The sequence below is a fragment of the Thermosynechococcus sp. M98_K2018_005 genome (assembly GCF_015295825.1).
In the GTDB taxonomy this organism is placed as follows: Bacteria; Cyanobacteriota; Cyanobacteriia; order Thermosynechococcales; family Thermosynechococcaceae; genus Thermosynechococcus.
Genome location: NZ_DVEH01000016.1, coordinates 1 through 20,441 on the forward strand (window position 1 = coordinate 1; position 20,441 = coordinate 20,441).

The 20,441-nt window shown below is 54.3% G+C and carries 18 protein-coding genes, 1 tRNA gene and 1 pseudogene; 10 read left to right on the forward strand and 10 right to left on the reverse strand.

Annotated features, from left to right (window positions below; all coding sequences use genetic code 11):
• Positions 1-43: 43 nt before the first annotated feature.
• Positions 44-265: pseudogene (locus tag IGQ15_RS01890) on the reverse strand (site-specific DNA-methyltransferase); the annotation flags it as partial.
• 231 nt (positions 266-496) lie between these two features.
• On the opposite strand from IGQ15_RS01890, the gene trxB reads away from it, so the two are divergent.
• Positions 497-1,858 carry a thioredoxin-disulfide reductase gene (gene trxB, locus IGQ15_RS01895; protein WP_297048122.1) on the forward strand — a complete coding sequence of 454 codons (1,362 nt, stop codon included), beginning with the start codon at positions 497-499 and terminating at the stop codon, positions 1,856-1,858.
• A gap of 19 nt (positions 1,859-1,877) precedes the next feature.
• Entirely contained in the window at positions 1,878-2,633 is a 756-nt protein-coding gene (locus IGQ15_RS01900) for a sulfite exporter TauE/SafE family protein (protein ID WP_297048123.1), read from the forward strand.
• A 45-nt stretch (positions 2,634-2,678) separates the two neighbouring features.
• On the opposite strand, the gene IGQ15_RS01905 is transcribed toward IGQ15_RS01900, so the two are convergent.
• Both IGQ15_RS01905 and IGQ15_RS01910 read right to left on the reverse strand, forming a co-directional pair.
• Positions 2,679-2,750: transfer RNA gene (locus IGQ15_RS01905), tRNA-Thr, on the reverse strand.
• A gap of 66 nt (positions 2,751-2,816) precedes the next feature.
• Complete coding sequence (locus IGQ15_RS01910) at positions 2,817-3,599, reverse strand: ABC transporter permease subunit (RefSeq protein ID WP_206199492.1); 783 nt, start codon at positions 3,597-3,599, stop codon at positions 2,817-2,819.
• Positions 3,600-3,849: 250 nt separating this feature from the next.
• On the opposite strand from IGQ15_RS01910, the gene IGQ15_RS01915 reads away from it, so the two are divergent.
• A complete protein-coding gene (locus tag IGQ15_RS01915) occupies positions 3,850-6,087 on the forward strand; it encodes a heavy metal translocating P-type ATPase (RefSeq protein ID WP_297048128.1) in 2,238 nt (745 codons plus the stop codon).
• On the opposite strand, the gene IGQ15_RS01920 is transcribed toward IGQ15_RS01915, so the two are convergent.
• From IGQ15_RS01920 to IGQ15_RS01940, 5 genes are all read right to left on the reverse strand, one after another.
• On the reverse strand, positions 6,064-6,582 hold the full coding sequence (locus tag IGQ15_RS01920; RefSeq protein ID WP_297048130.1) for a hypothetical protein: 519 nt from the start codon (positions 6,580-6,582) through the stop codon (positions 6,064-6,066). The genes IGQ15_RS01915 and IGQ15_RS01920 overlap by 24 nt on opposite strands.
• Positions 6,583-6,692: 110 nt before the next feature.
• Complete coding sequence (locus IGQ15_RS01925) at positions 6,693-7,514, reverse strand: hypothetical protein (protein WP_297048131.1); 822 nt, start codon at positions 7,512-7,514, stop codon at positions 6,693-6,695.
• A 70-nt stretch (positions 7,515-7,584) separates the two neighbouring features.
• Positions 7,585-8,367 carry a sterol desaturase family protein gene (locus IGQ15_RS01930; RefSeq protein ID WP_297048133.1) on the reverse strand — a complete coding sequence of 261 codons (783 nt, stop codon included), beginning with the start codon at positions 8,365-8,367 and terminating at the stop codon, positions 7,585-7,587.
• Positions 8,368-8,391: 24 nt separating this feature from the next.
• Complete coding sequence (locus tag IGQ15_RS01935) at positions 8,392-8,565, reverse strand: hypothetical protein (protein WP_297048135.1); 174 nt, start codon at positions 8,563-8,565, stop codon at positions 8,392-8,394.
• A gap of 3 nt (positions 8,566-8,568) precedes the next feature.
• On the reverse strand, positions 8,569-8,751 hold the full coding sequence (locus tag IGQ15_RS01940; RefSeq protein WP_297048137.1) for a 50S ribosomal protein L32: 183 nt from the start codon (positions 8,749-8,751) through the stop codon (positions 8,569-8,571).
• A gap of 210 nt (positions 8,752-8,961) precedes the next feature.
• On the opposite strand from IGQ15_RS01940, the gene IGQ15_RS01945 reads away from it, so the two are divergent.
• The 6 genes from IGQ15_RS01945 to argJ all read left to right on the forward strand — a co-directional run bounded on the left by IGQ15_RS01945 (position 8,962) and on the right by argJ (position 16,535).
• Positions 8,962-9,966, forward strand: coding sequence for a phosphoribulokinase (locus IGQ15_RS01945; protein WP_297048138.1), 1,005 nt, complete (start codon positions 8,962-8,964; stop codon positions 9,964-9,966).
• A gap of 26 nt (positions 9,967-9,992) precedes the next feature.
• Complete coding sequence (locus IGQ15_RS01950) at positions 9,993-11,492, forward strand: DUF3352 domain-containing protein (protein WP_297048140.1); 1,500 nt, start codon at positions 9,993-9,995, stop codon at positions 11,490-11,492.
• A gap of 102 nt (positions 11,493-11,594) precedes the next feature.
• Positions 11,595-14,630, forward strand: a complete 3,036-nt coding sequence (gene ppc / locus IGQ15_RS01955; protein WP_297048141.1) for a phosphoenolpyruvate carboxylase — start codon at positions 11,595-11,597, stop codon at positions 14,628-14,630.
• A gap of 19 nt (positions 14,631-14,649) precedes the next feature.
• The gene (locus IGQ15_RS01960; RefSeq protein ID WP_297048143.1) at positions 14,650-14,817 is read left to right on the forward strand and encodes a hypothetical protein; all 168 of its coding nucleotides are present in this window, start codon (positions 14,650-14,652) and stop codon (positions 14,815-14,817) included.
• A 49-nt stretch (positions 14,818-14,866) separates the two neighbouring features.
• A complete protein-coding gene (locus tag IGQ15_RS01965) occupies positions 14,867-15,100 on the forward strand; it encodes a Uma2 family endonuclease (RefSeq protein WP_297048184.1) in 234 nt (77 codons plus the stop codon).
• Between the two features lie 175 nt (positions 15,101-15,275).
• On the forward strand, positions 15,276-16,535 hold the full coding sequence (gene argJ / locus IGQ15_RS01970) for a bifunctional glutamate N-acetyltransferase/amino-acid acetyltransferase ArgJ (RefSeq protein WP_297048144.1): 1,260 nt from the start codon (positions 15,276-15,278) through the stop codon (positions 16,533-16,535).
• A 28-nt stretch (positions 16,536-16,563) separates the two neighbouring features.
• On the opposite strand, the gene sufD is transcribed toward argJ, so the two are convergent.
• On the reverse strand, positions 16,564-17,850 hold the full coding sequence (gene sufD / locus IGQ15_RS01975; protein WP_297048146.1) for a Fe-S cluster assembly protein SufD: 1,287 nt from the start codon (positions 17,848-17,850) through the stop codon (positions 16,564-16,566).
• Positions 17,847-18,629, reverse strand: a complete 783-nt coding sequence (gene sufC / locus IGQ15_RS01980) for a Fe-S cluster assembly ATPase SufC (protein ID WP_297048149.1) — start codon at positions 18,627-18,629, stop codon at positions 17,847-17,849. The genes sufD and sufC overlap by 4 nt, the downstream gene beginning before the upstream one ends.
• A 158-nt stretch (positions 18,630-18,787) precedes the next feature.
• Here sufC and IGQ15_RS01985 point away from each other — a divergent pair, with 158 nt between their 5' ends.
• Complete coding sequence (locus tag IGQ15_RS01985) at positions 18,788-20,440, forward strand: aldehyde dehydrogenase family protein (protein ID WP_297048151.1); 1,653 nt, start codon at positions 18,788-18,790, stop codon at positions 20,438-20,440.
• The last annotated feature ends 1 nt before the right edge of the window (position 20,441 follow it).

Here is a 20,441-nt window from a genome sequence, read left to right on the forward strand (position 1 = left end):
TTGTTCTTTCGCTTTGCCAAGATCCACCTCATGTGTTTAAGGTTGCGCGTCGCTCTGAAGCGTCTAACTCCACATAGGTGATTTCTCTTTCACAACCCATTGCCCGCCTACCCTGCATGAGAGCAGCAATCAATGTAAAACCAACCCCCATGGATGGATCGAAGACCCAATCCTCTTTATGAGTCAGCGCCAGAACACAACGTTCAACCAGCTCAATCGGAAACTGGCAAGGGTGGATTGTCTTCTCTGGATAGTTGGACTTGACCTATAGAGGATAACAATGACATTTGACTCAGACCGTACTGCTGCATTCTATAGGGCTATGGGTTTGGATCACATCACCTTTGAACTCACCAGCCTAAACTACAGACAGGCTTTCCTTTCGCTGATGTCCATTATGCCTAGAGATGTATGCCTTAGGGAGGTTCCCCTTGTTTGCCACGAAAAATCAAGCTAGAATCAAATAACTCATAGTCGTTTCGAGTTTGCTTTAGCCATGACACCACCACGGATTGAAAACGTTGTCATTATTGGTTCTGGCCCTGCGGGCTACACCGCAGCTATTTATGCGGCTCGCGCCAACCTCAAGCCCTTTATGTTTGAAGGCTATCAAATTGGGGGGCTGCCGGGGGGACAGCTCATGACCACCACTGAAGTGGAAAACTTTCCCGGCTTTCCGGAAGGCATTCAAGGGCCCCAACTGATGGCACGAATGAAGGCACAAGCGGAGCGCTGGGGCACAGAAATGGTCACTGAAGATGTGATTCAAGTGGATTTTAGTCAACGCCCCTTTCTCATTAGCTCAGCGGAGCGGCAGGTCTATGCCCACAGCGTGATTATCTGTACGGGTGCCACGGCCAAACGACTCCATCTCCCCGGCGAAGAGCAGTATTGGACAAGGGGAGTGTCTGCCTGTGCCATTTGTGATGGGGCAACGCCAATTTTCAAGGATGTTGAGTTGGCGGTGATTGGCGGCGGTGATAGTGCGGCGGAGGAAGCAGTCTATCTCACCAAATATGGCTCCCACGTCCATCTTCTTGTGCGCAGTGACAAAATGCGCGCCAGTAAGGCGATGCAGGATCGTGTGTTTGCCAATCCTAAGATTACGGTTCACTGGCAAACCGAGGCACGGGAAATCCTCGGCGATGGCAATTTAATGACGGGCCTGCGGATTATCAATAAAGCCACAGGGGAAGAATCCGTCCTGCCGGTACGCGGCCTATTCTATGCGATTGGTCACACCCCCAATACCCAACTCTTCAAAGATTTTCTGGAATTAGATAGCGTCGGCTATATCGTCACTCGCCATGGAACACAAACAAATGTGGAGGGGGTCTTTGCCGCAGGAGATGTTCAAGACCATGAATACCGCCAAGCGGTAACAGCGGCAGGCAGTGGTTGTATGGCCGCCCTTGATGCGGAACGCTGGCTCTCGGCGCGGGGGCTAATTCAGGAGTTCCACCAAACGGAAACCGAGACCAAACCCGCAGAGACGGCGAAACCCGCTGCATCCCCGGAACAGGAGTTTGATCCCAATGCCATCAAGCACCGGGGCAGCTATGCCTTGCGCAAACTCTTCCACGAGAGCGATCGCCTGCTGTTGGTGAAATATGTTTCCCCCACCTGTGGCCCCTGCCATACCCTCAAGCCCATTTTGGATCGGCTGGTGGACGAATTCGATGGCAAAGTACAGCTCATTGAAATTGACATCACTGAAGATAGCGCGATCGCCGAGCAAGCAGGGGTTACCAGTACACCCACGATTCAACTCTTCAAAAACAAAGAACTTCTAGAGGTGATTGTCGGTATGAAACCCAAGAGTCAGTACCGCGAGACCATCCAACGCTACCTTGCCTAGGCTCTAGCCAGTCAGGGGTATGATCAGCGAGATTGGACTCCTTACCGTTGCGGGTCTGGCGGCGGGCTTTGTCAATGCCATTGCCGGTGGGGGAACACTGATTAGTTTCCCTGCCTTGGTGGCGATCGGCTTGCCGCCAGTGGTTGCCAATCTCACGAGCACGGTTGCCTTGGTTCCCGGTTACTTGGGGGCGACAGTGGCGCAACGCCAAGATCTCAAGGGTCAGCAACGGCGCCTTGGCTGGCTCTTTCCCAGTGCGGTGGCCGGGGGGATCACAGGGGCAGTATTACTGCTGCACACCAACGAGGCACTCTTTAATGCCTTGATTCCCTATTTGCTGCTTTGGGCCGCTGTCCTCTTGGGGGTTCAGGAGCAAGTGCGGGCTTGGTTACTGCGGCGGATGAGTGCTCCAGCCGTATCTGAAGTGGGAGCCATTCCTCTTGTGTTTCTAGCGGCGGTCTATGGCGGCTATTTTGGCGCGGGGGTGAGTGTGATTCTACTCGCCGTGCTGGGCATTGTTCTCGGGGAAAGCTTGACGCGCCTCAATGGCTTGAAGCAAATTTTAGCCTTTGGGACCAATATTGCCGCTGCCGCATTTTTTGTTGTATCGGGGGAAGTGGTGTGGCCCGTTGCCTTGGCGATGGCGATCGCTACCATTGTTGGCGGGCTTTTGGGGGGTCAATTTGCCCGTGCAGTCAACCCGGTACTGTTACGTCGTACGGTCGTTCTTTTGGCCGTTGTGCTGGCGATCATTTACTGGTTGCGACAGGAATAAACTACCCCACCACAGGTGGAAAATTCCGTGGGATTTGCTAAACAAAGCCCGTGACGAGGATTGAACTCGTGGCCTCACCCTTACCAAGGGTGTGCTCTACCACTGAGCTACACGGGCAAAAATTATCAGAGCTTTATCATAGCCCATTGCGGGAACAATTGCACAGTTGGCTGCGAGTTTTTACTAAAAGTTACGGCGAGAAAAAATCCAAGTAGCGATCGCCAGCAGGGCTACCGTATAAATCACGCCATAGAAGGCATTGGCCACGAGTTCCGGTACAGAGGGCAGCATTCCATAGACCGCCGTATTCTTAAAATCTAGGCGGGACAAATCCGGAAAGATGAGATAGAGAAATTGCATCAGTTGCCGTACGGCATCACTCTCCATCTTTTGGCTGAGGATCACCAAATTTTGGCTAAAGTGCCCCATAAAGTACAGTGCCACCGTTAGCAGCGTGGCAATCAATGAACTGGTAAAACTACCAAAAAGCAAAGCGGCTGCCGTCAAGAGGGCGAGTTGCAGCGCGATGTAGAAAGAGGTCACCATCAGAGGGCCTGCGGGATAGGCAAACTGATTCAAGCTCATCAGGATAAACAGAATCAGCGTCATCAGTGCCACCAGTACCAGCAAAACCGCCGATAGGCCCAAATGTTTGCCAATAATAAATTCCGCACGGCTGATGGGTTTCGCCAACATCACCAAAATCGTGCGCTTTTCTATCTCTTTATTGAGCAGACCACCCCCAACAAAGGCAGCAATCAGCAAACCAAAGAGAGAAATTCCTGCCATCCCCACATCAAGGCTAATTTTGTCTTGGGTTCCTGCCGACACTTGTCCCAAAATCACGACCGCTAAGGCTAGGCCAATGGCAAAAACAGCAGTGACGTACAGAACCCGCTCCCGCAGGGTTTCATTGAAAACATTACGGCTAATTGTCCAGAGGCGGCTCACCGTTAACGGCAACATGTCTGGTACCCCTTGAATTTACTCTCCTCTCAAAGAATACCCAATTTTGCTTTTTCGATAGCCTCGGCGTCCATAGGGAGAGCCGCTCGCTGTTTCACTAAGCATGTGAAATAGGGATCGCTCGTCATTAATATCCCCCTCTTTTAGGATAGCCCGCCCTTTCCCTGACATCCCAAAGCCAGCGTGTCACAATAGGCGGTGGGGACGCAGTTAGGAGATTGAACGTAGTTCTTTTTGGAGAGGGTGCGACGTGTCCCTAAATTCAAGTCTTGATTCCCACGCTCCTGAGGTAGCCATCCTGCGGGTGAGCGGCTTGCGCTGTGCGGGCTGTGTGCGATCGCTCGAAAATCAGTTAAAAGAGCAGCCCGGTGTAGATGCTGCGGCAGTAAATCTGGTGACGGGAACCGCCGTTGTCACCTATTCCCCCGCTGAGACAACCCCCGTCGCCATTGTCGAGAGCCTAAACCAAGGACGCTTTCAAGCTACCCTCGCAGAAGCCAATGCCCTTTTGGAACTGCCCCCCTCTTCAGAGGAAACCTCTTTGCCAAGGTTAGCGATCGCCCTTGTGCTCCTTGTTCTCTCCAGTGTCGGCCACGGGATTGATCTGCTGCCGGGGCACTGGCCCATGTTAGAGGCGATGATCTGGCATTGGGGGCTAGCGACCATTGCCCTTGTCCTACCGGGGTGGGAGATTCTGCGGGAAGGAATGAGAGGCCTGATCCAGCGTCGCCCGAATATGAATACGCTGGTGGCTCTTGGCGCTTTGGGGGCTTACCTCACCAGTACGGTGGCGTGGCTGTGGCCGGCCTTGGGGTGGGAGTGTTTCTTTGATGAACCCGTGATGATTCTTGGCTTTATTTTGCTGGGGCGATCGCTGGAGCAACGGGTACGTCAACAGGCACAACGGGACTTGCGATCGCTCCTTGCGCTTCAGCCAAAACAGGCGCTATGGCAACCCAGTTTGACCGCTACTGATCGCTGGCCCATTCCCGTCAGTCGTATCCAGGTGGGGGACTGGCTGTGGGTGGAGGCTGGAGAACCCTTTCCTGCCGATGGCACGATTGTGACCGGAGAGACCTTGGTGGATGAATCCATGCTCACAGGGGAATCTCTACCGGTGGCCAAGGGGGTGGGGGCATCAGTTCTAGCGGGCAGTCGTAATGTTGGTGCTGCGGTCACTCTACGGGTGGAACGCTGTGGTCGGGCTTCATTTTTAGGACAGATTTTAGACCTCGTGGTGCAGGCACAAAATCGCAAAGCGCCGGTGCAGCAAAGGGCGGATGTGGTGGCCGGCTATTTTGGCTATGGCGTGCTAGCCTTGGCGGCAGCAACGGCACTCTTTTGGAGCGCGATTGCCCCCCATTTCTTTCCAGACCTCACTCACAGCACCCCCCTATTGCCCTTAAAGCTAGCCTTGAGTGTTCTGGTGATGGCCTGTCCCTGTGCCCTTGGCCTTGCCACCCCGATCGCGCTGCTTGTGGGCACCAGTCACGCCGCTGCCAAAGGCTTAATTATTCGAGGCGGCGATGTTCTTGAGCACAGTCAGCAGTTGGACACGATTGTGTTTGATAAGACGGGCACGCTGACGACCGGTGAACTGGCAGTGGCCGAGATCAACCTCTATGGCCATCACTCTTCAGAGGAAGTGCTGTATCTGCTGGCCAGTTTAGAGCGCGAGAGTCGCCATCCCCTTGCAGTGGCGATTCAGAAGGCATGGGTTGCGACCGGCCAGACAACAGAGCTGGCAACGGTGACCGAGGTTGAAACTGCCCTCGGACTGGGGATCAGCGGCTGGATTGAGGGGCATCACTATCAGGCGGGACGCCTCAGTTGGCTGCGTGAGCAGGGGGTTGACTGCCCTTCCGTAGCGGTGGCAACCCATGTGGCCTTGGCCTGCGATCGCCAGTTGATTGCGGTGGTCAGGTTTCGCGATCGCCTGCGCCCAGAGGCAGTGAGCACCGTTCAAGCCCTGCAAGCCCAAGGCTATGCGATCCATGTGCTGACGGGAGACACCGCCGAAGCCGCCCTGCAACTCCTAGAGCCTCTCGGCCTACCGCCAACACATCTGCACACAGATCTTCAGCCGCAACAAAAGCTCACCCTCATTGAAGGTTGGCAAGCCCAAGGCAAAACTGTGGCCATGGTCGGGGATGGTATGAATGATGCTCCAGCTCTAACGGCAGCTCAGGTGGGGATTAGCCTTGGTACGGGTACAGAGGTAGCCATAGAAGCAGCGGATATTATCCTCACCCGCAATCATCTGGAGGATGTGCTCGCTGTGCTGAGCCTCAGCCGTGCCACCTTCCGTAAAATTCAGCAGAATCTTCTTTGGGCAGTGGCCTACAATATCGTCGGTTTACCCCTTGCAGCCGGTGTTGGACTACCCCTGTGGGGACTCAGTCTCACCCCCGGAATTGCTGCCGCTTGTATGGCCGTCAGTTCGATTGCCGTTGTCCTCAACTCCCTAAGCCTCCGTCGAGCAAACTAGCTCGCGAATCTGTTGGGCATTGGCGCGGGTAAGCCGTTTCTTGTGGGGCAGGACAACCACCGCTGGCCCCCGTTTGCATTCCCCCATACAGCCCGTCGCCTTCAGGGCAATGGGGAGCTGTTGTGCCTCTAGTTCTTGCCACAGTTCCTTGGCGCCCCGCCGACAGCAGGAGGATTTTTGACAAATCAGCACCTTACAGGGCTGAGAACGCTTTGCTACTGAGGGTTGAGCCGTTGCTAAAAATTCTAAATGGCTGGCCTTGTATTCCTTGACCCAGCCATCGTACTTATCGCTGATCGTTCCTTCTAGCTGCAGGCGATCGCCCACCTTGGGGGGGTGCGCTAACTCGCGCCGCAGTGACTTCTCCAGCTTGATCCAGACCGTTCCCGTGACGGTTTTCAAAATCACGACCTTGGGCAGTCCCTTCTTATAAAACACCTCTTCGACAGTGCCCTCAAGGCAAAATGTCGGCACATCAATAACACCCAAACCCATGAACGTCAGACCTTGTTAGAAATTATTCTCAATAAATTGAGTCTAGCATACAAGGGGCGAGCTTGGGAGCATCCCAGATCGTTGTCAGATTCATCTGCGGAAAAATAATCTTAGCCGGAGAGAATCCGCTCCCACTCTGCCAGTAGGTTATCAATACTAGCGTCCGTCGTATTACTGACATCGCTGCTCATCACACTTGCCGTTGGGGCACTATCAACGTGGGTGCCCACTTCCTCGCCACTATTGGGAAAGAGTTCTTCGAGAGTGGGTTGAACAGCGGGGGGGGGCTCCGAAGCGAGATCGGGCATTAAGTAAATTTGGCAAATATCCGGCGGCAGATACTCCACGATGCGTGCTAGCCCCTCTTCTAAATGCTGGTTAAGTTCCTCAAGGCTGTAGGTTTCCCCTTGAACTTCTAGGTAGGCGCGCACGCGCTCAAGGTTCCAGTGAAAGGTTTGGGTTGTCACCACCACCAGGCGGCTCAGAGGACTCAGGTAGGCAAGGCTAGCTTCCAAATAGCACCAAAGGGGCGGTGGTGCATCCTGCAGGACATAGGTAATGTGCTCAATGCCGGGGAGTTCCTCCTGAATCAAGGTGGCGGTGCGATTGACAATCCAATTGCGTAGGGAGCGAGCTTCCTCGTCACCCACCTTCACACCCTCAGGGGTAAACTCCACAAGGTCAAAGCTGAAAAATAACCCATGCCATACCTTAGCAAAAAGATAGTCCACTTGTACCGGCGATCGCCCGTGGTGTTGCAGCACACTATAGACAAGGGCAGCATAGCGACAATAAAGGGCAATAAAGTAGCAGCCGCGATCGCGCTTATCCTGAAAGGCCTTGATCAGCTCCTCATCGGAAAGGGTCAGTAACGGTTGGATCAGCGGATGTTGCCGCTCCGCCATCATCGGAAAAGAAAGTGCCTTGACCATCTCACTGCCACTGAACTAGACAAACTGTCCTACGCCTTCGCCAATTGGCCTATGCAGAATTCATCCTGATTCAGCCTTGGGTGCGATCGCGAAACAGGGGCAGATAATCGCGGCTCTCTGTCCCCAGCCACCGATCCCAAAAGGTGAAGTAGAGGCCATAGTTACAGCGAAATTGACTGTGGTGCAAACTGTGGTGGGTGGCGCCAATCAACCACTGCCCCAACCAATGCTCGGCAAAGCCACGGGGATAAATCTCTAAATTCAAATGGTTAATCACACTGGAGACCGTCATCAGGCTAAGCTGAATCACAATCGCGTAGGGGTGCAGCGGCACAAGCACAATAATCAGCGGCAGGAAAATTGCCTGTAGGAGCGCTTCCCACGGGTGAAATGAAAAGGCAGTCCAAGAGGAGGTGACAATGCTATGGTGATGCACCCGATGGACACGGCGATAAATTTTCGGTTGGTGCATCCAGCGATGGAGCCAATAATAATAGGTTTCGTGGAGCAACAGCACAAGGCTAATGCTCAAAGGAAAGTAAATATAGTCCCAAAGGGAATTTAACTCTAGATAAACCGCTGTCCAGCCCCGCTGCCACATCACTGCGGCGATCGCCCCCGCCAACGCAAAAATAGCCGCTGTCACCAACGACCAGCCCAACTCCTGCCAAAACTGTCCCGGCTGGTAGGGGTGTAAATTGACCCGCCGTTTCCTCAGGGGCGTCCAGCGAGCCACAAGAGAGATGAGCGAAAAGAAGCCGGCCACCAGCACGAGGCGGCTGACCACCATCAAAAACATGACCCCAACCATAATGCCAAAGAGGCGGGGATCACTGAGGTTGTAGGGAATCATGCAAAAAAGTGCTAAGTGCGTCCCCTAGACCCAGCCCAACCAGTGGAGCAAGCCCTCTCCTGTCCAATATTCCCATAACAAAAGAACCACAAGACCAACCATCGCAGCACGACCATTGAGCCGCTCAGCAAAGGTATTAAAGCCGTACTTCGGGGTTTCCAGTTTTGGGGTGCGGCTTGGCTCCGTGGGGGTGGCCATGGATTACTCCTGCTCGTCTTCGTTTTCTTCTTCAGCTTCAGGGAAGTAGAAGCCTTGGGCGCGTTCGGTCAAAATAGACTTGCCAATCGCCAGGGCACGTTGAGCTTGAAGGGCAGCTTGGCGCTTCCAGACCGCACGGCGCATACTGCGCTTGGACTTCGAGGTTTTCTTCTTGGGGCAGGCCATGATAATCCCTAGAACTAACTTTCGCAATCTACTAGTGTATCCCAAACTCTTGCCTAGGACAACCACCGATCCCCTCTATGGACGGCAATGTTCCTCTTTTTAGACCAAAAACTATCACAGAGGGACACCACCCTTGTAATATCAGTAAGGGAATACTGAACCACCCCATCAGGGGATGTCCACTTCTACGAGCAAAGGGAATCGTCAGCTATGAGCAGTAAGCCAGACCGTGTGGTTCTCATCGGCGTTGCTGGAGACTCCGGCTGTGGTAAATCAACGTTTTTGCGCCGACTGGCCGATCTGTTTGGCGAAGAGTTTATGACTGTGATTTGCTTGGATGACTATCACAGTCTGGATCGCAAGCAGCGGAAAGAAACGGGGATTACGGCTCTTGATCCCCGCGCCAACAACTTTGATCTGATGTATGAGCAGATCAAGGCTCTCAAAAATGGCGAATCAATCATGAAACCCGTCTACAACCACGAAACGGGGACGATTGATCCGCCAGAGAAGGTTGATCCCAACCATGTGATTGTGATTGAAGGGCTGCATCCCCTCTACGATGAACGGGTGCGATCGCTCATTGATTTCAGTGTGTATCTCGACATCAGCGACGATGTAAAAATTGCTTGGAAGATCAAGCGCGACATGGCCGAACGGGGTCACAGCTACGAAGACGTGATTGCCTCCATCAATGCCCGTCGCCCCGACTTTATGGCCTACATCGATCCCCAAAAGCAGTACGCTGATGTGGTCTTGCAAATTCTGCCGACCCAGTTGGTCAAAGAGGAAAAAGTCGGCAATATCCTGCGGGTACGGATGCTACAACGGGAAGGCATCCCCGGTTTTGAGCCAGTCTATCTTTTTGATGAAGGCTCGACGATTACTTGGATTCCCTGCGGTCGTAAGCTCACCTGCTCCTATCCGGGCATTCGCCTCAGCTACGGGCCTGATGAATACTATGGCCACCCCGTTTCGGTGTTAGAAGTGGACGGTCGCTTTGAGAAACTCGATGAACTGATCTACATCGAAAGCCACCTGAGCAATACCTCCACCAAGCACTATGGCGAAATGACGGAACTGTTGCTGAAGCACCGTGACTATCCGGGTTCCGATAATGGGTCGGGCCTGTTCCAAGTGCTGACGGGGCTGAAAATGCGGGCGACCTATGAGCGCTTGACCTCGCGGGATGTGGCCACTGTCATCAACCGCTAATTTGGCTTGCCACACTGAGGGCACTGATGCAACCACACTATCGATCGCGATGGTCATCATTTTTGGTCTTTATCCTCTGCTGGTTGGTTCTCACCTGTGGCCAGCCGGCCTTGGCTGCCGATAGGGATGACCTGATCTTTGTTCCCCGCCAAGCCCAGAGTGTCCTCCAGCTCAATCAACCTCCCAGTAGCGATCCCCTGCGCTTTTTTTGGGAGCGTTTTCGGACATCCCAACTAACTGACTGGGGCTGGTCGTGGTCTGAGCTAAGGACTTGGGCGGGAGAGGGGGTGACGATTGCCCAATTCCCCTGCCCTGAAGTGTGTCTATCCCCCCGGCAGTTGTGGATTCTGCCCCTGAAGCGCCCAGAAGCAGCAACGGCTTTCTTAGAGACCTACTGGCGGAGCCATCCCTTTGAGGCGCAAGTCTATCAAAATATCCCCCTCCAAGTGGGCAAGGACTTGGTGACGGCACGGCTGGGCGATCGCCTGCTCCTCGCGACCGATGTGGAGACCCTAGTCGCTAGCTTGGGGTCAGCGGTGACTGGGGATGGCAATTTGGCGGGTTTGAGCTTTTATCAAGCGGCGCGACCTCAATTAGACGCTCAACCTACAGCCCTCTACTATGCCAACCTGCAATTTCTGAGTCGTGAGGATCGCGAACTGGCACCCACCTACGATCGCCTGCTGTTGGCCGTGAAGGCGCAAAACAACGAGCTGCATCTGGAAACGGTGCTGCACCGCACCAGTGATGCGACACTGGTTACTGATCCCCTTGACCTTGAGTTCTTCCGTGCCCAAGAACCGATTCCAACGGTGGTGGTTGCGGGTTCCCACTTGCCAGAGGGCTATCGTCAACTCACCGAGGCTTTGGCGGATTACCGCTTTGGCAAAACTCCCCAAGGGGATGAGATTGCAAGCCAACTGCTGCGGGATTTGACGGCAGATATACCGTTGGATTTGGCGAGGCAGGTTTTTCCCTTGGGCAGCGATCGCTTTAGCCTTGCCCTTTGGCGCCAAGCCGATGAACAGTGGCAATGGTGGTGGCAGACACGCAATACCCCAGAGGCCGCAACTGTGCTGCAGCAACTGGATGATCTTGCCCGAGCCAATGGCTATGAGGTGAATCGCTTGGTTCTGAATAAAAAACCCGTCACCGCTTGGGTGAAATTAACTCTTGATCCGCAGAGCAGTGAAGGCTTGGTCTCTGATGTGGCCGCCGCCTATGACCAAGTGGGTGATCGCCTGATCCTAGCATCCTCCCTATCGGTACTGTCCCGTAGCCAGAATAAAAAAGTGTCTTGGCTGCCAGAGGGCCTCCTGCGACAGCGGCAAGGGATTCATGGGCTGGTCTATGCCCGTTGGCCAGAGCTATTTGCCCCCTTGAGCCAGCGTTGGCCGTTACTTCAGTATCTCAATGGCATCAGTGCCGGCTGGTTGGAACGTCTGCAAAGCGTGACTTTAGTGAACTATGGCGTTCGCGATCGCCTGCAACACCTAGAACTGATTCTGAACAGCAAAAAAGATTAGAGCTGTTAACAAATCCTTAATGCGCCTGTTATCAATTGTTGTACTGCCCTGGCTCAGGATTGGGTAAAGTAAGGAGTATTATGTTTGCAGACTGGGGTAAATATGACATCAGTCCTCGATGTGACCAATCGGGATCGCTTGATTGAAAGTGAAAGTTTAGCAGCCCGCACCCTACAGGAACGTCTGCGACTGGTGGAAGAGGTCTTGGTGGATGTCTTGGCGGCAGAATCCGGTCAAGAATTGGTTGATCTATTGCGGCGCTTGGGTGCTCTCTCTTCGCCAGAAGGCCATGCCCTCCATGCCCCAGAAGGGGAACTGCTCAAGATCATTGAATCCCTCGAACTCAATCAAGCCATCAGAGCGGCGCGTGCTTTTAACCTCTACTTTCAAATTATCAACATTGTCGAGCAGCACTACGAGCAACAATACAATCGCGAACGAGCTGCCCAAGAGGGATTGCGCCGCCGCAGTGTGATGAGTGAACCGATTTCCGGTGTCAGTGGTGAAGGCTTTCCCTTGCCCCATAATGCTGCCAATGCAATGGATGTGCGCAGTGGACCGAGTGAACGCCTAGAGCATAGTCTCTACGAAGCCATTCCCGTCACTCAGCAGTATGGTTCCTTTGCTTGGCTCTTTCCTCGGCTGCATACGCTAAATGTACCGCCGCGCCATATTCAAAAGCTTTTGGATCAACTGGACATTAAGCTGGTTTTCACCGCTCACCCGACGGAGATTGTGCGGCAAACAATTCGGGATAAGCAGCGGCGCGTTGCCCGCTTACTAGAGCAACTGGATGTGCTAGAGGGGGCTTCTCCGCACCTGACGGACTGGAATGCCCAAACCCTGCGGGCACAACTGATGGAAGAAATTCGCCTCTGGTGGCGCACCGATGAACTGCACCAATTTAAGCCAGAGGTTCTCGATGAGGTGGAATACACACTCCATTACTTCAAGGAGGTAATTTTTGCCGTCATTCCCAAGCTCTATCGCCGCCTTGAGCAATCGCTCCATGAAACATTTCCCTATTTGCAGCCCCCTCGACACAATTTTTGTCGCTTTGGCTCTTGGGTGGGGGGCGATCGCGATGGCAATCCCTACGTCAAACCAGAAGTCACGTGGCAAACCGCCTGCTATCAGCGCAACCTAGTGCTTGAGGAATATATTAAATCCGTTCAGCGCCTAATCAATTTGCTGAGCCTGTCGCTGCACTGGTGCGATGTACTGCCGGACTTGCTGGATTCCCTTGAGCAGGATCAACGGCAACTACCTAGCATCTATGACCAGTATGCGGTGCGCTATCGGCAGGAACCCTACCGCCTGAAACTGACCTATGTGCTCAAACGGCTGCAAAATACCCGCGATCGCAACCGGGCGCTACAAACCTACTGCATTCGCCGCAATGACGCGGAAGAGTTAAATAATGGACAGTTTTACCGCCACGGTCAAGAATTCTTGGCAGAGCTGCTGCTGATTCAGCGCAACCTCAAGGAAACGGGACTAGCCTGCCGCGAACTGGATGATTTGATTTGCCAAGTGGAGGTTTTTGGCTTTAATTTGGCTGCCTTAGATATTCGCCAAGAAAGCACCTGTCACGCTGAGGCACTTAATGAAATTACCGCCTACTTGGGCATTCTCCCCTGTCCCTATACAGAACTCTCAGAAACAGAGCGCACGCGCTGGCTCCTCAGTGAACTCTCGACCCGTCGCCCCTTGATTCCGGGGGAACTCCCCTTTAGCGATCGCACCAATGAAATCATTGAAACATTCCGCATGGTGCGGCAACTTCAGCAGGAATTTGGCACGGATCTGTGCGATACCTACATCATCAGCATGAGCCACGAGGTCAGTGATCTCTTGGAGGTGCTGCTCTTTGCCAAGGAGGCTGGACTTTTTGATCCCGCCACAGGTACCAGTACCCTGCAGGCGATTCCCCTCTTCGAGACGGTTGAAGACCTCAAACATGCCCCAGCAGTGCTGACGCAACTCTTTTCTTTGCCCTTTTGCCACAGCTATTTGGGCAGCCACAGTACCCCCTTTCTCCAAGAGGTGATGCTGGGCTATTCCGACAGCAACAAAGATTCGGGCTTCCTCAGTAGCAACTGGGAAATTTATAAGGCACAACAACGGCTACAAAAAATTGCCGAGAATTTTGGCTTCCAACTGCGGATTTTCCACGGTCGGGGTGGCTCGGTGGGGCGGGGGGGTGGCCCTGCCTATGCAGCGATTTTGGCGCAGCCAGAGCAAACGATTAAAGGACGGATCAAGATTACTGAGCAGGGGGAGGTGCTGGCCTCTAAATACTCGCTGCCGGAATTGGCGCTCTTTAACCTCGAAACGGTGGCCACAGCTGTGATTCAAGCGAGTTTGCTGCGCAGTAGCATTGATGAAATTGAGCCTTGGCACGAGATTATGGAGGAGTTGGCCACGCGATCGCGCCAGTGCTATCGCCATCTCATCTATGAGCAGCCAGAATTCATTGAATTCTTTAACGAAGTCACTCCGATCCAAGAAATTAGCCAACTGCAAATTAGCTCCCGACCCACGCGGCGGGGAGGCAAGAAAACCCTTGAGAGTCTGCGGGCAATTCCTTGGGTCTTTAGTTGGACGCAAACCCGCTTCCTGCTGCCCGCTTGGTATGGTGTAGGCACTGCCCTGAAGGAATTCCTTGAGGAAAAACCCGCTGAGCATCTCTCCCTGTTGCGCTACTTTTACTACAAGTGGCCCTTCTTCCGCATGGTGATCTCCAAAGTTGAGATGACCCTTGCCAAAGTGGATCTGGAGATTGCCCGCTACTATGTCCAAGAACTCAGCCAGTCCCAAAACCGTGAAGCCTTTTTCCGCCTCTACGATCAGATTGCTCAGGAATATCGCCTGACCACAGAACTGGTGCTCACGATTACTGGCCATCAGCGGCTCCTCGATGGAGATCCGTCGCTCCAGCGATCAGTGCAACTGCGCAATCGCACCATTGTTCCCTTGGGGTTCCTGCAAGTATCCCTGCTGAAACGGCTGCGCCAGCACAACAGCCAAACCAACTCGGGGGCGATTCTCCGCTCCCGCTATGGCCGGGGTGAGTTGCTGCGGGGCGCCCTCTTGACGATCAATGGTGTGGCGGCAGGTATGCGCAATACGGGCTAAACAGCTGAGAAGCGGAATCATGCACCCGACGGCCCGCACATTAACACCATCCTCGCTGCCCTTCCGCATTGAAGACTATCACCGTTTAGCTGAACTCGGCTTTTTGGGGGAAGATGACCCCATTGAAGGCGAACTGATCCAGATGGCGGCTGGACAGCCCACGACACCCGACTCCGGCGGGTCTTAATGCCAATGGTTGGTGTCGGGCAACCCTACGCTGTCAATCATCACTTGTAATTGCAGATCACAGTGAACCTGAGCCAGACATTACCCTTGTTGACAATTGTGAGGATGATTACGCCACTCCGACAGCAGCAGCGGTGCAGTTGCTAATTGAGGTGGCGGACGCTTCCCTAGAGTACGATCGCACTGTGAAATGGATGCTCTATGCTGAGGCACAGATTCCCCAGTATTGGCTTTTTAACTTGGTAAATCCACCCTCGAAGCCTACAGTGAACCGGCGCAAATGACATCGACAATCTTTGGGTACTTGAATCGCCGGATCGTGCCCGCGACGGGAGTGATCGCCAACAACTGCTCCCCTTGAGTCGTATCTTCCCCTAGACTTCTGCAAAAACCGTTAATAGTCACTGTTTTGGGAAATACCCTTGATATAATCGCAACGACTCTCTTATTGACGACGCTATGAGCCACTGGCAACGGATTACGGGGGGTGTGACTGCCGCCAAAGGCTATCGGGCTGCGGGAATAACGGCAGGACTCAAAGCTTCAGGGGCACCGGATTTGGCCTTGATTGTTTCCGATGTGCCGGCGATCGCCGCTGGGGTATTTACGACGAACCACATGTGTGCGGCACCTGTCACCTACTGTCGTCAGCGGTTACAAACGAAGGGAACAGCGCAGGCGATTTTGTGTAATTCCGGTCAGGCGAATGCGGCTACGGGAGAACAGGGCTGGCAGGCGGTTTTAGCCCAAGCGGATATGGTGGCAAGGGCCTTGGGGGTGAGTCCAGAGATGGTGCTCGTGGCTTCAACTGGGGTCATTGGTCAACCCATTCCCCTTGAAAAGATGCACCAAGCGCTGCCAACGCTAACGGCAAACTTAAGTGATGGCGGTGGAGAGGCTGCTGCCCGGGCCATTATGACCACAGACTTGGTGCCCAAGCAAATTGCCCTCGAAGCCGAGTGGGAGGGGCAAACCATTCGCATTGGCGGCATGGCCAAGGGGTCAGGGATGATTCACCCGAATATGGCAACGATGCTGGCCTTTATTACCTGTGATGCTGCTGTGTCGCCCCATCTCTGGCAGGAGATGCTCCAACGCGCCTGCGATCGCTCCTTCAATCAAATTACCGTTGATGGCGATACCAGCACCAATGACAGTGTGATTGCTTTGGCCAATGGACAATCGCGTACCCCTGCGATTACGGAGCCGGGAGCAGCGGCCACCCGCCTTGAGGAAATGTTAACGGCGGTCTGTGTCCATTTAGCGAAGGCGATCGCCCGTGATGGCGAGGGGGCGACCTGCCTAATTGAAGTTCAGGTGAGCGGTGCCAGTGATGATGCTGCTGCCCGTCAAGTGGCCAAAACGATTGCGGGTTCAATGCTGGTCAAATCAGCCATCTATGGACGAGATCCCAACTGGGGGCGCATTGCCGCCGCTGCTGGCCGCGCTGGGGTGCCCTTTGATGCCAGTAATCTGGCCATTTCCCTTGGGGGGATTGCCATGATGCGCCAAGGTCAACCCTTACCCTTCGATCGCACCGCTGCGAATACCTATTTGGTCGATCAAGCAGCTGCCAGTACTGATCCCAGTGGTCAGCAATCCGTTGACCATCCCGTTGTTATCGAAGTGAGTATTGGCCACGGTAGCGGTCGGGGTGTGGCTTGGGGCTGCGACCTCAGCTATGATTATGTGAAAATCAACGCTGAATATACAACCTAGTAGCCTCTCCCCTGCCAATCTGCGGGCGCTAGTGTAATTTCGCCAAGAGCGCTTCTTCAATTTCCTGCCGCAGGGGGTCTGGCTCAATCTCCACCAGTTGCTCAAGGGCAAAGGCCTTCACCAGTAAATCCCGGGCTTGGCGCTCATCAAGACCACGACTGCGCAGATAGAAGATATCCTCTGCTGCCAGTTGACTCACAGTGGCACCGTGGGAGCATTTGACGTTATCAGCCACAATTTCTAGTTGGGGCTTGGTATCCACGCGGGCTTTGTCGGAGAGCAGCAGCGTGCGATTCAGTTGGCTAGCATCCGTGAGCTGCGCCACTTGGGGCACGACAACGCGACCATTAAAAATACCGTGGGCGCGATCGCCAAGAATGCACTTGTGAATCTGTTCACTGCCACTGTGGGGAGCATTAAAGAACACTGCCGAGTGGGTATCCATAATTTGGCTATCCATGGCGATCGCCAATCCCTTCAGGAGTGTCTGGCTGCCACTGCCTTGGATCTGCACCTGCCAATTGTGGCGGCTCAAGCATCCCCCCAAATCAATGGCGTGCCCCTCGTAGTCACTGTCTTGGGCTTGGCACACCGCTGTACAGCCCATGTGAATCGCTGTCGGCGATTGGTGTTGAATCCGCACATGGCGCAGGCGGGCACTGACCCCTAGGGAGAGTTCCGTGACACTGTTGGTAAACTGTTGATCACCCGTTAGGGACAAAAAGCGTTCAATCAGGGTAGCTTGACCGTGGGCAGCCACTTCAACCGAGAGGCGTGGTGAAACAACGCTCTGCTGCTGCCGACTACTGACACAAAACACTTCCACGGGTTCCGGCAGCGACCCTGTTAGCCGCAGGCAAACGCGATCGGCCAGCATTGCTGTATTGAGGTCACTAAAGACCTCTGGAGGCGCGATCGCTGGCAGGGAGGGGGGTAATAACTCAACCCCAGCAGCATTCACACGGGAGAGTTCTCCGCAAAAATAGCCATCAATCAGAACAATTTGTGCAACGGTTGGAAAACTGCGCTCGCACAGCAGATGCCGCACTTCGGCAACAATTTCTGGATTGAGGGGGGGAATGGGTGCTTGGAACGATCGCGTCCGTAAAGCCGATAAATCCGTAAAGCGCCAGTCCTCATTGCGGGGAGTAGGCAACGTTTGCTCATGGAGGCGATCGCGGGCTGCTTGGCGTAGTGCTCCTAACTCAGCATGGCGCGGCGGCGGTGCCAGGTTCAGCAGATCATTCAGTTCATTGGCGCGACTGGCCTTGGGCAGATCCGCTTGATCGGAATTGGCCTTGACCGTAATTGTCATGATACAGCCCCCTCCTCTTCGCGAACCCAGTCATAACCCCGCGCTTCCAGTTCTAGTGCCAGTTCCTTCGAGCCAGTGAGGATAATCCGTCCCCCCTCCATCACATGGACATAGTCGGGCACGATGTAGTCCAGCAGCCGTTGATAGTGGGTAATGAGGAGAATGCAGTTATCGGGGCGAGTGAGTTGGTTGACGCCATTGGCGACAATGCGCAGGGCATCAATATCGAGGCCAGAGTCAGTTTCATCAAGAATGGCAAGGGTTGGCTCCAAGAGCGCCATTTGCAGAATTTCGTTGCGCTTTTTCTCACCGCCAGAGAAACCCTCATTCACCCCGCGATTGAGGAAGCCCTCATCCAACTTCACCAGTTCAATCTTCTGCCGCACCAGATCATCAAAGTCAAAGGCATCCAGTTCGTCGAGGCCTTGGTGCTTACGCTTGGCGTTGTAGGCCACCCGCAAAAAGTCAAGATTGCTCACCCCCGGAATTTCAAGGGGGTATTGAAACGCCAAAAAGACGCCTTCGCGGGCACGCTCTTCAGGGGGCAAGTCCAAGAGATTTTTGCCTTTATAGAGCACTTCGCCACCCGTTACGGTGTAATCGGGATGACCCGCGAGAATTTTGGAGAAGGTGCTTTTGCCGGAGCCATTGGGACCCATGATGGCATGAATTTCTCCCGCGCGAATCGTCAAGTTCAGGCCTTTGAGAATAGGGGTGTCCTCCACACTGGCCGTTAGTTCTCGAACTTCTAAAATGACTTCGCTATCGGGACGAATCACGCCTTACCTCCCTTGCATCGTTCATAATTTTTTAATGTAGCGCAGCGGGCTGGCGATCGCGATTGAGTTTCTTGGCAGAGGAGTATTGAGCACAACAGCACGCCCAGAACCGGCACCGCTGTCAAACTATGCCCACAGGAGCAAAGCAATCAACTGCTATGACACTCTCAACAACCCCCATTCCTGAACTTGAACGCCTCCATCCGCAGGCCAGCCGCTGGCAATCCCTCGCACCGCGAGAGCGTATGGGCTATCTCCAAGCGATGAAGACCCTTGCCCGTCGCCATGCTCCAGAATGGGTGAACTTGGCCTGTCAAATCAAAGGCATTGATCCCCAAGGGGTTTGGGCAGGGGAAGAGTGGACAACAGGCCCTTTGGGACTCATTCTCAAGCTGGATCACTATCTCTATGCTCTGCGTCACGAAGCCGCCCCTCCCGTGCCCCGCTGGCGAACTGCCCCCACCGGTCAGGCGATCGCTGACATTCTGCCGCGCAATTGGCAAGAGCGGCTATTGTGGTTTGGGGTGAAAGCCGAAGTTTGGATGCAAGTCAATCAACCGATAAGTCAGGGCAGTGCCTACCGTAACCCACCGCCGCCGGGAGTTGCTGTGGTGCTGGGGGCTGGCAATATCACATCGTTGTGCTTGGCGGATGCCCTCTACCAACTGGTAGTAGCCAATCGAGTAGCACTGCTGAAGATGAATCCCCTCTTGGCGCCCTTGACGGACTGTTTTCGCAGGATTTGTGCGCCCTTGATTGAGGCGGGTTTCCTTGAGATTGTTGAAGGAGATGCTGCCCTAGGGGAAGCCCTCTGCCATCATCCATTGACGCAGCACATTCACATTACCGGTTCCCACCACACCTACAATCGCCTTGTTTGGGGAGAAACGGCAGCTGAGCAGGCCATTCGCAAAGCCCGCCAACAACGGAAGCTGACCAAACCCGTGACAGCAGAATTGGGAAATGTCACTCCCCTGTTGCTGGTGCCTGGGGAATGGACAGCGCCAGAACTGACCTACCAAGCCCGCCAAGTGGCCAGTGCCCTTGTCCATAACGCCAGCTTTAACTGCATTGGGGCGCAAATCCTCGTCACGGCTGCGGGATGGCCCCAGCGAGAGGCATTTCTCAACGCCTTGAAGGCACAACTGCAAGCGATTCCGCCCCGCCCTGCCTACTATCCGGGGGCGATCGCCCGCTATGAGTCGTTTTTGGCGGATTATCCCCAAGCCACGGTGCTGAGTCCCGCTGTCGAAGGTACGATTCCTTGGACGGTCATTGAAGGCCTCACCCCTACGGCCAATCCCCGCATTTTCCAGGAAGAGGTCTTTTGTGGTCTGTTGGCAGAGGTGCCACTGCCCGTTAGCGATGCTGCCGCCTACCTCGCCACTGCTGTGCCCTTCGTCAATGAGCGGCTTTGGGGTACCCTCGGCTGTAGTCTAATCATTGATCCGCGTACTGAGGCTAGTCATGCAGAAGCGCTGGAACAGGCGATCGCCCAACTGCGCTACGGTTCCATTGCCATTAATGCGTGGGTCTCCTTGGCCTATGGGTTGGGCTGTACCCCTTGGGGGGCCTTTCCCGGGCATACCCCAGCGGCCATTGGTTCTGGGGTGGGCGTGGTGCACAATAGCTTCCTGTTTGACTATCCCGAAAAAGCGGTGGTGCGTGTTCCCTTCCAGTTACCGGTGACGCCCCCTTGGTTCTATGGCCATCGCAGCCTACCCCAACTGGCTCAGGCGGTCATGGACATTTACGCTGGCGGTAATCCCTTGGGTTGGCTTTCCCTCTTGACAGCGGCGATGCGGGGCTAGG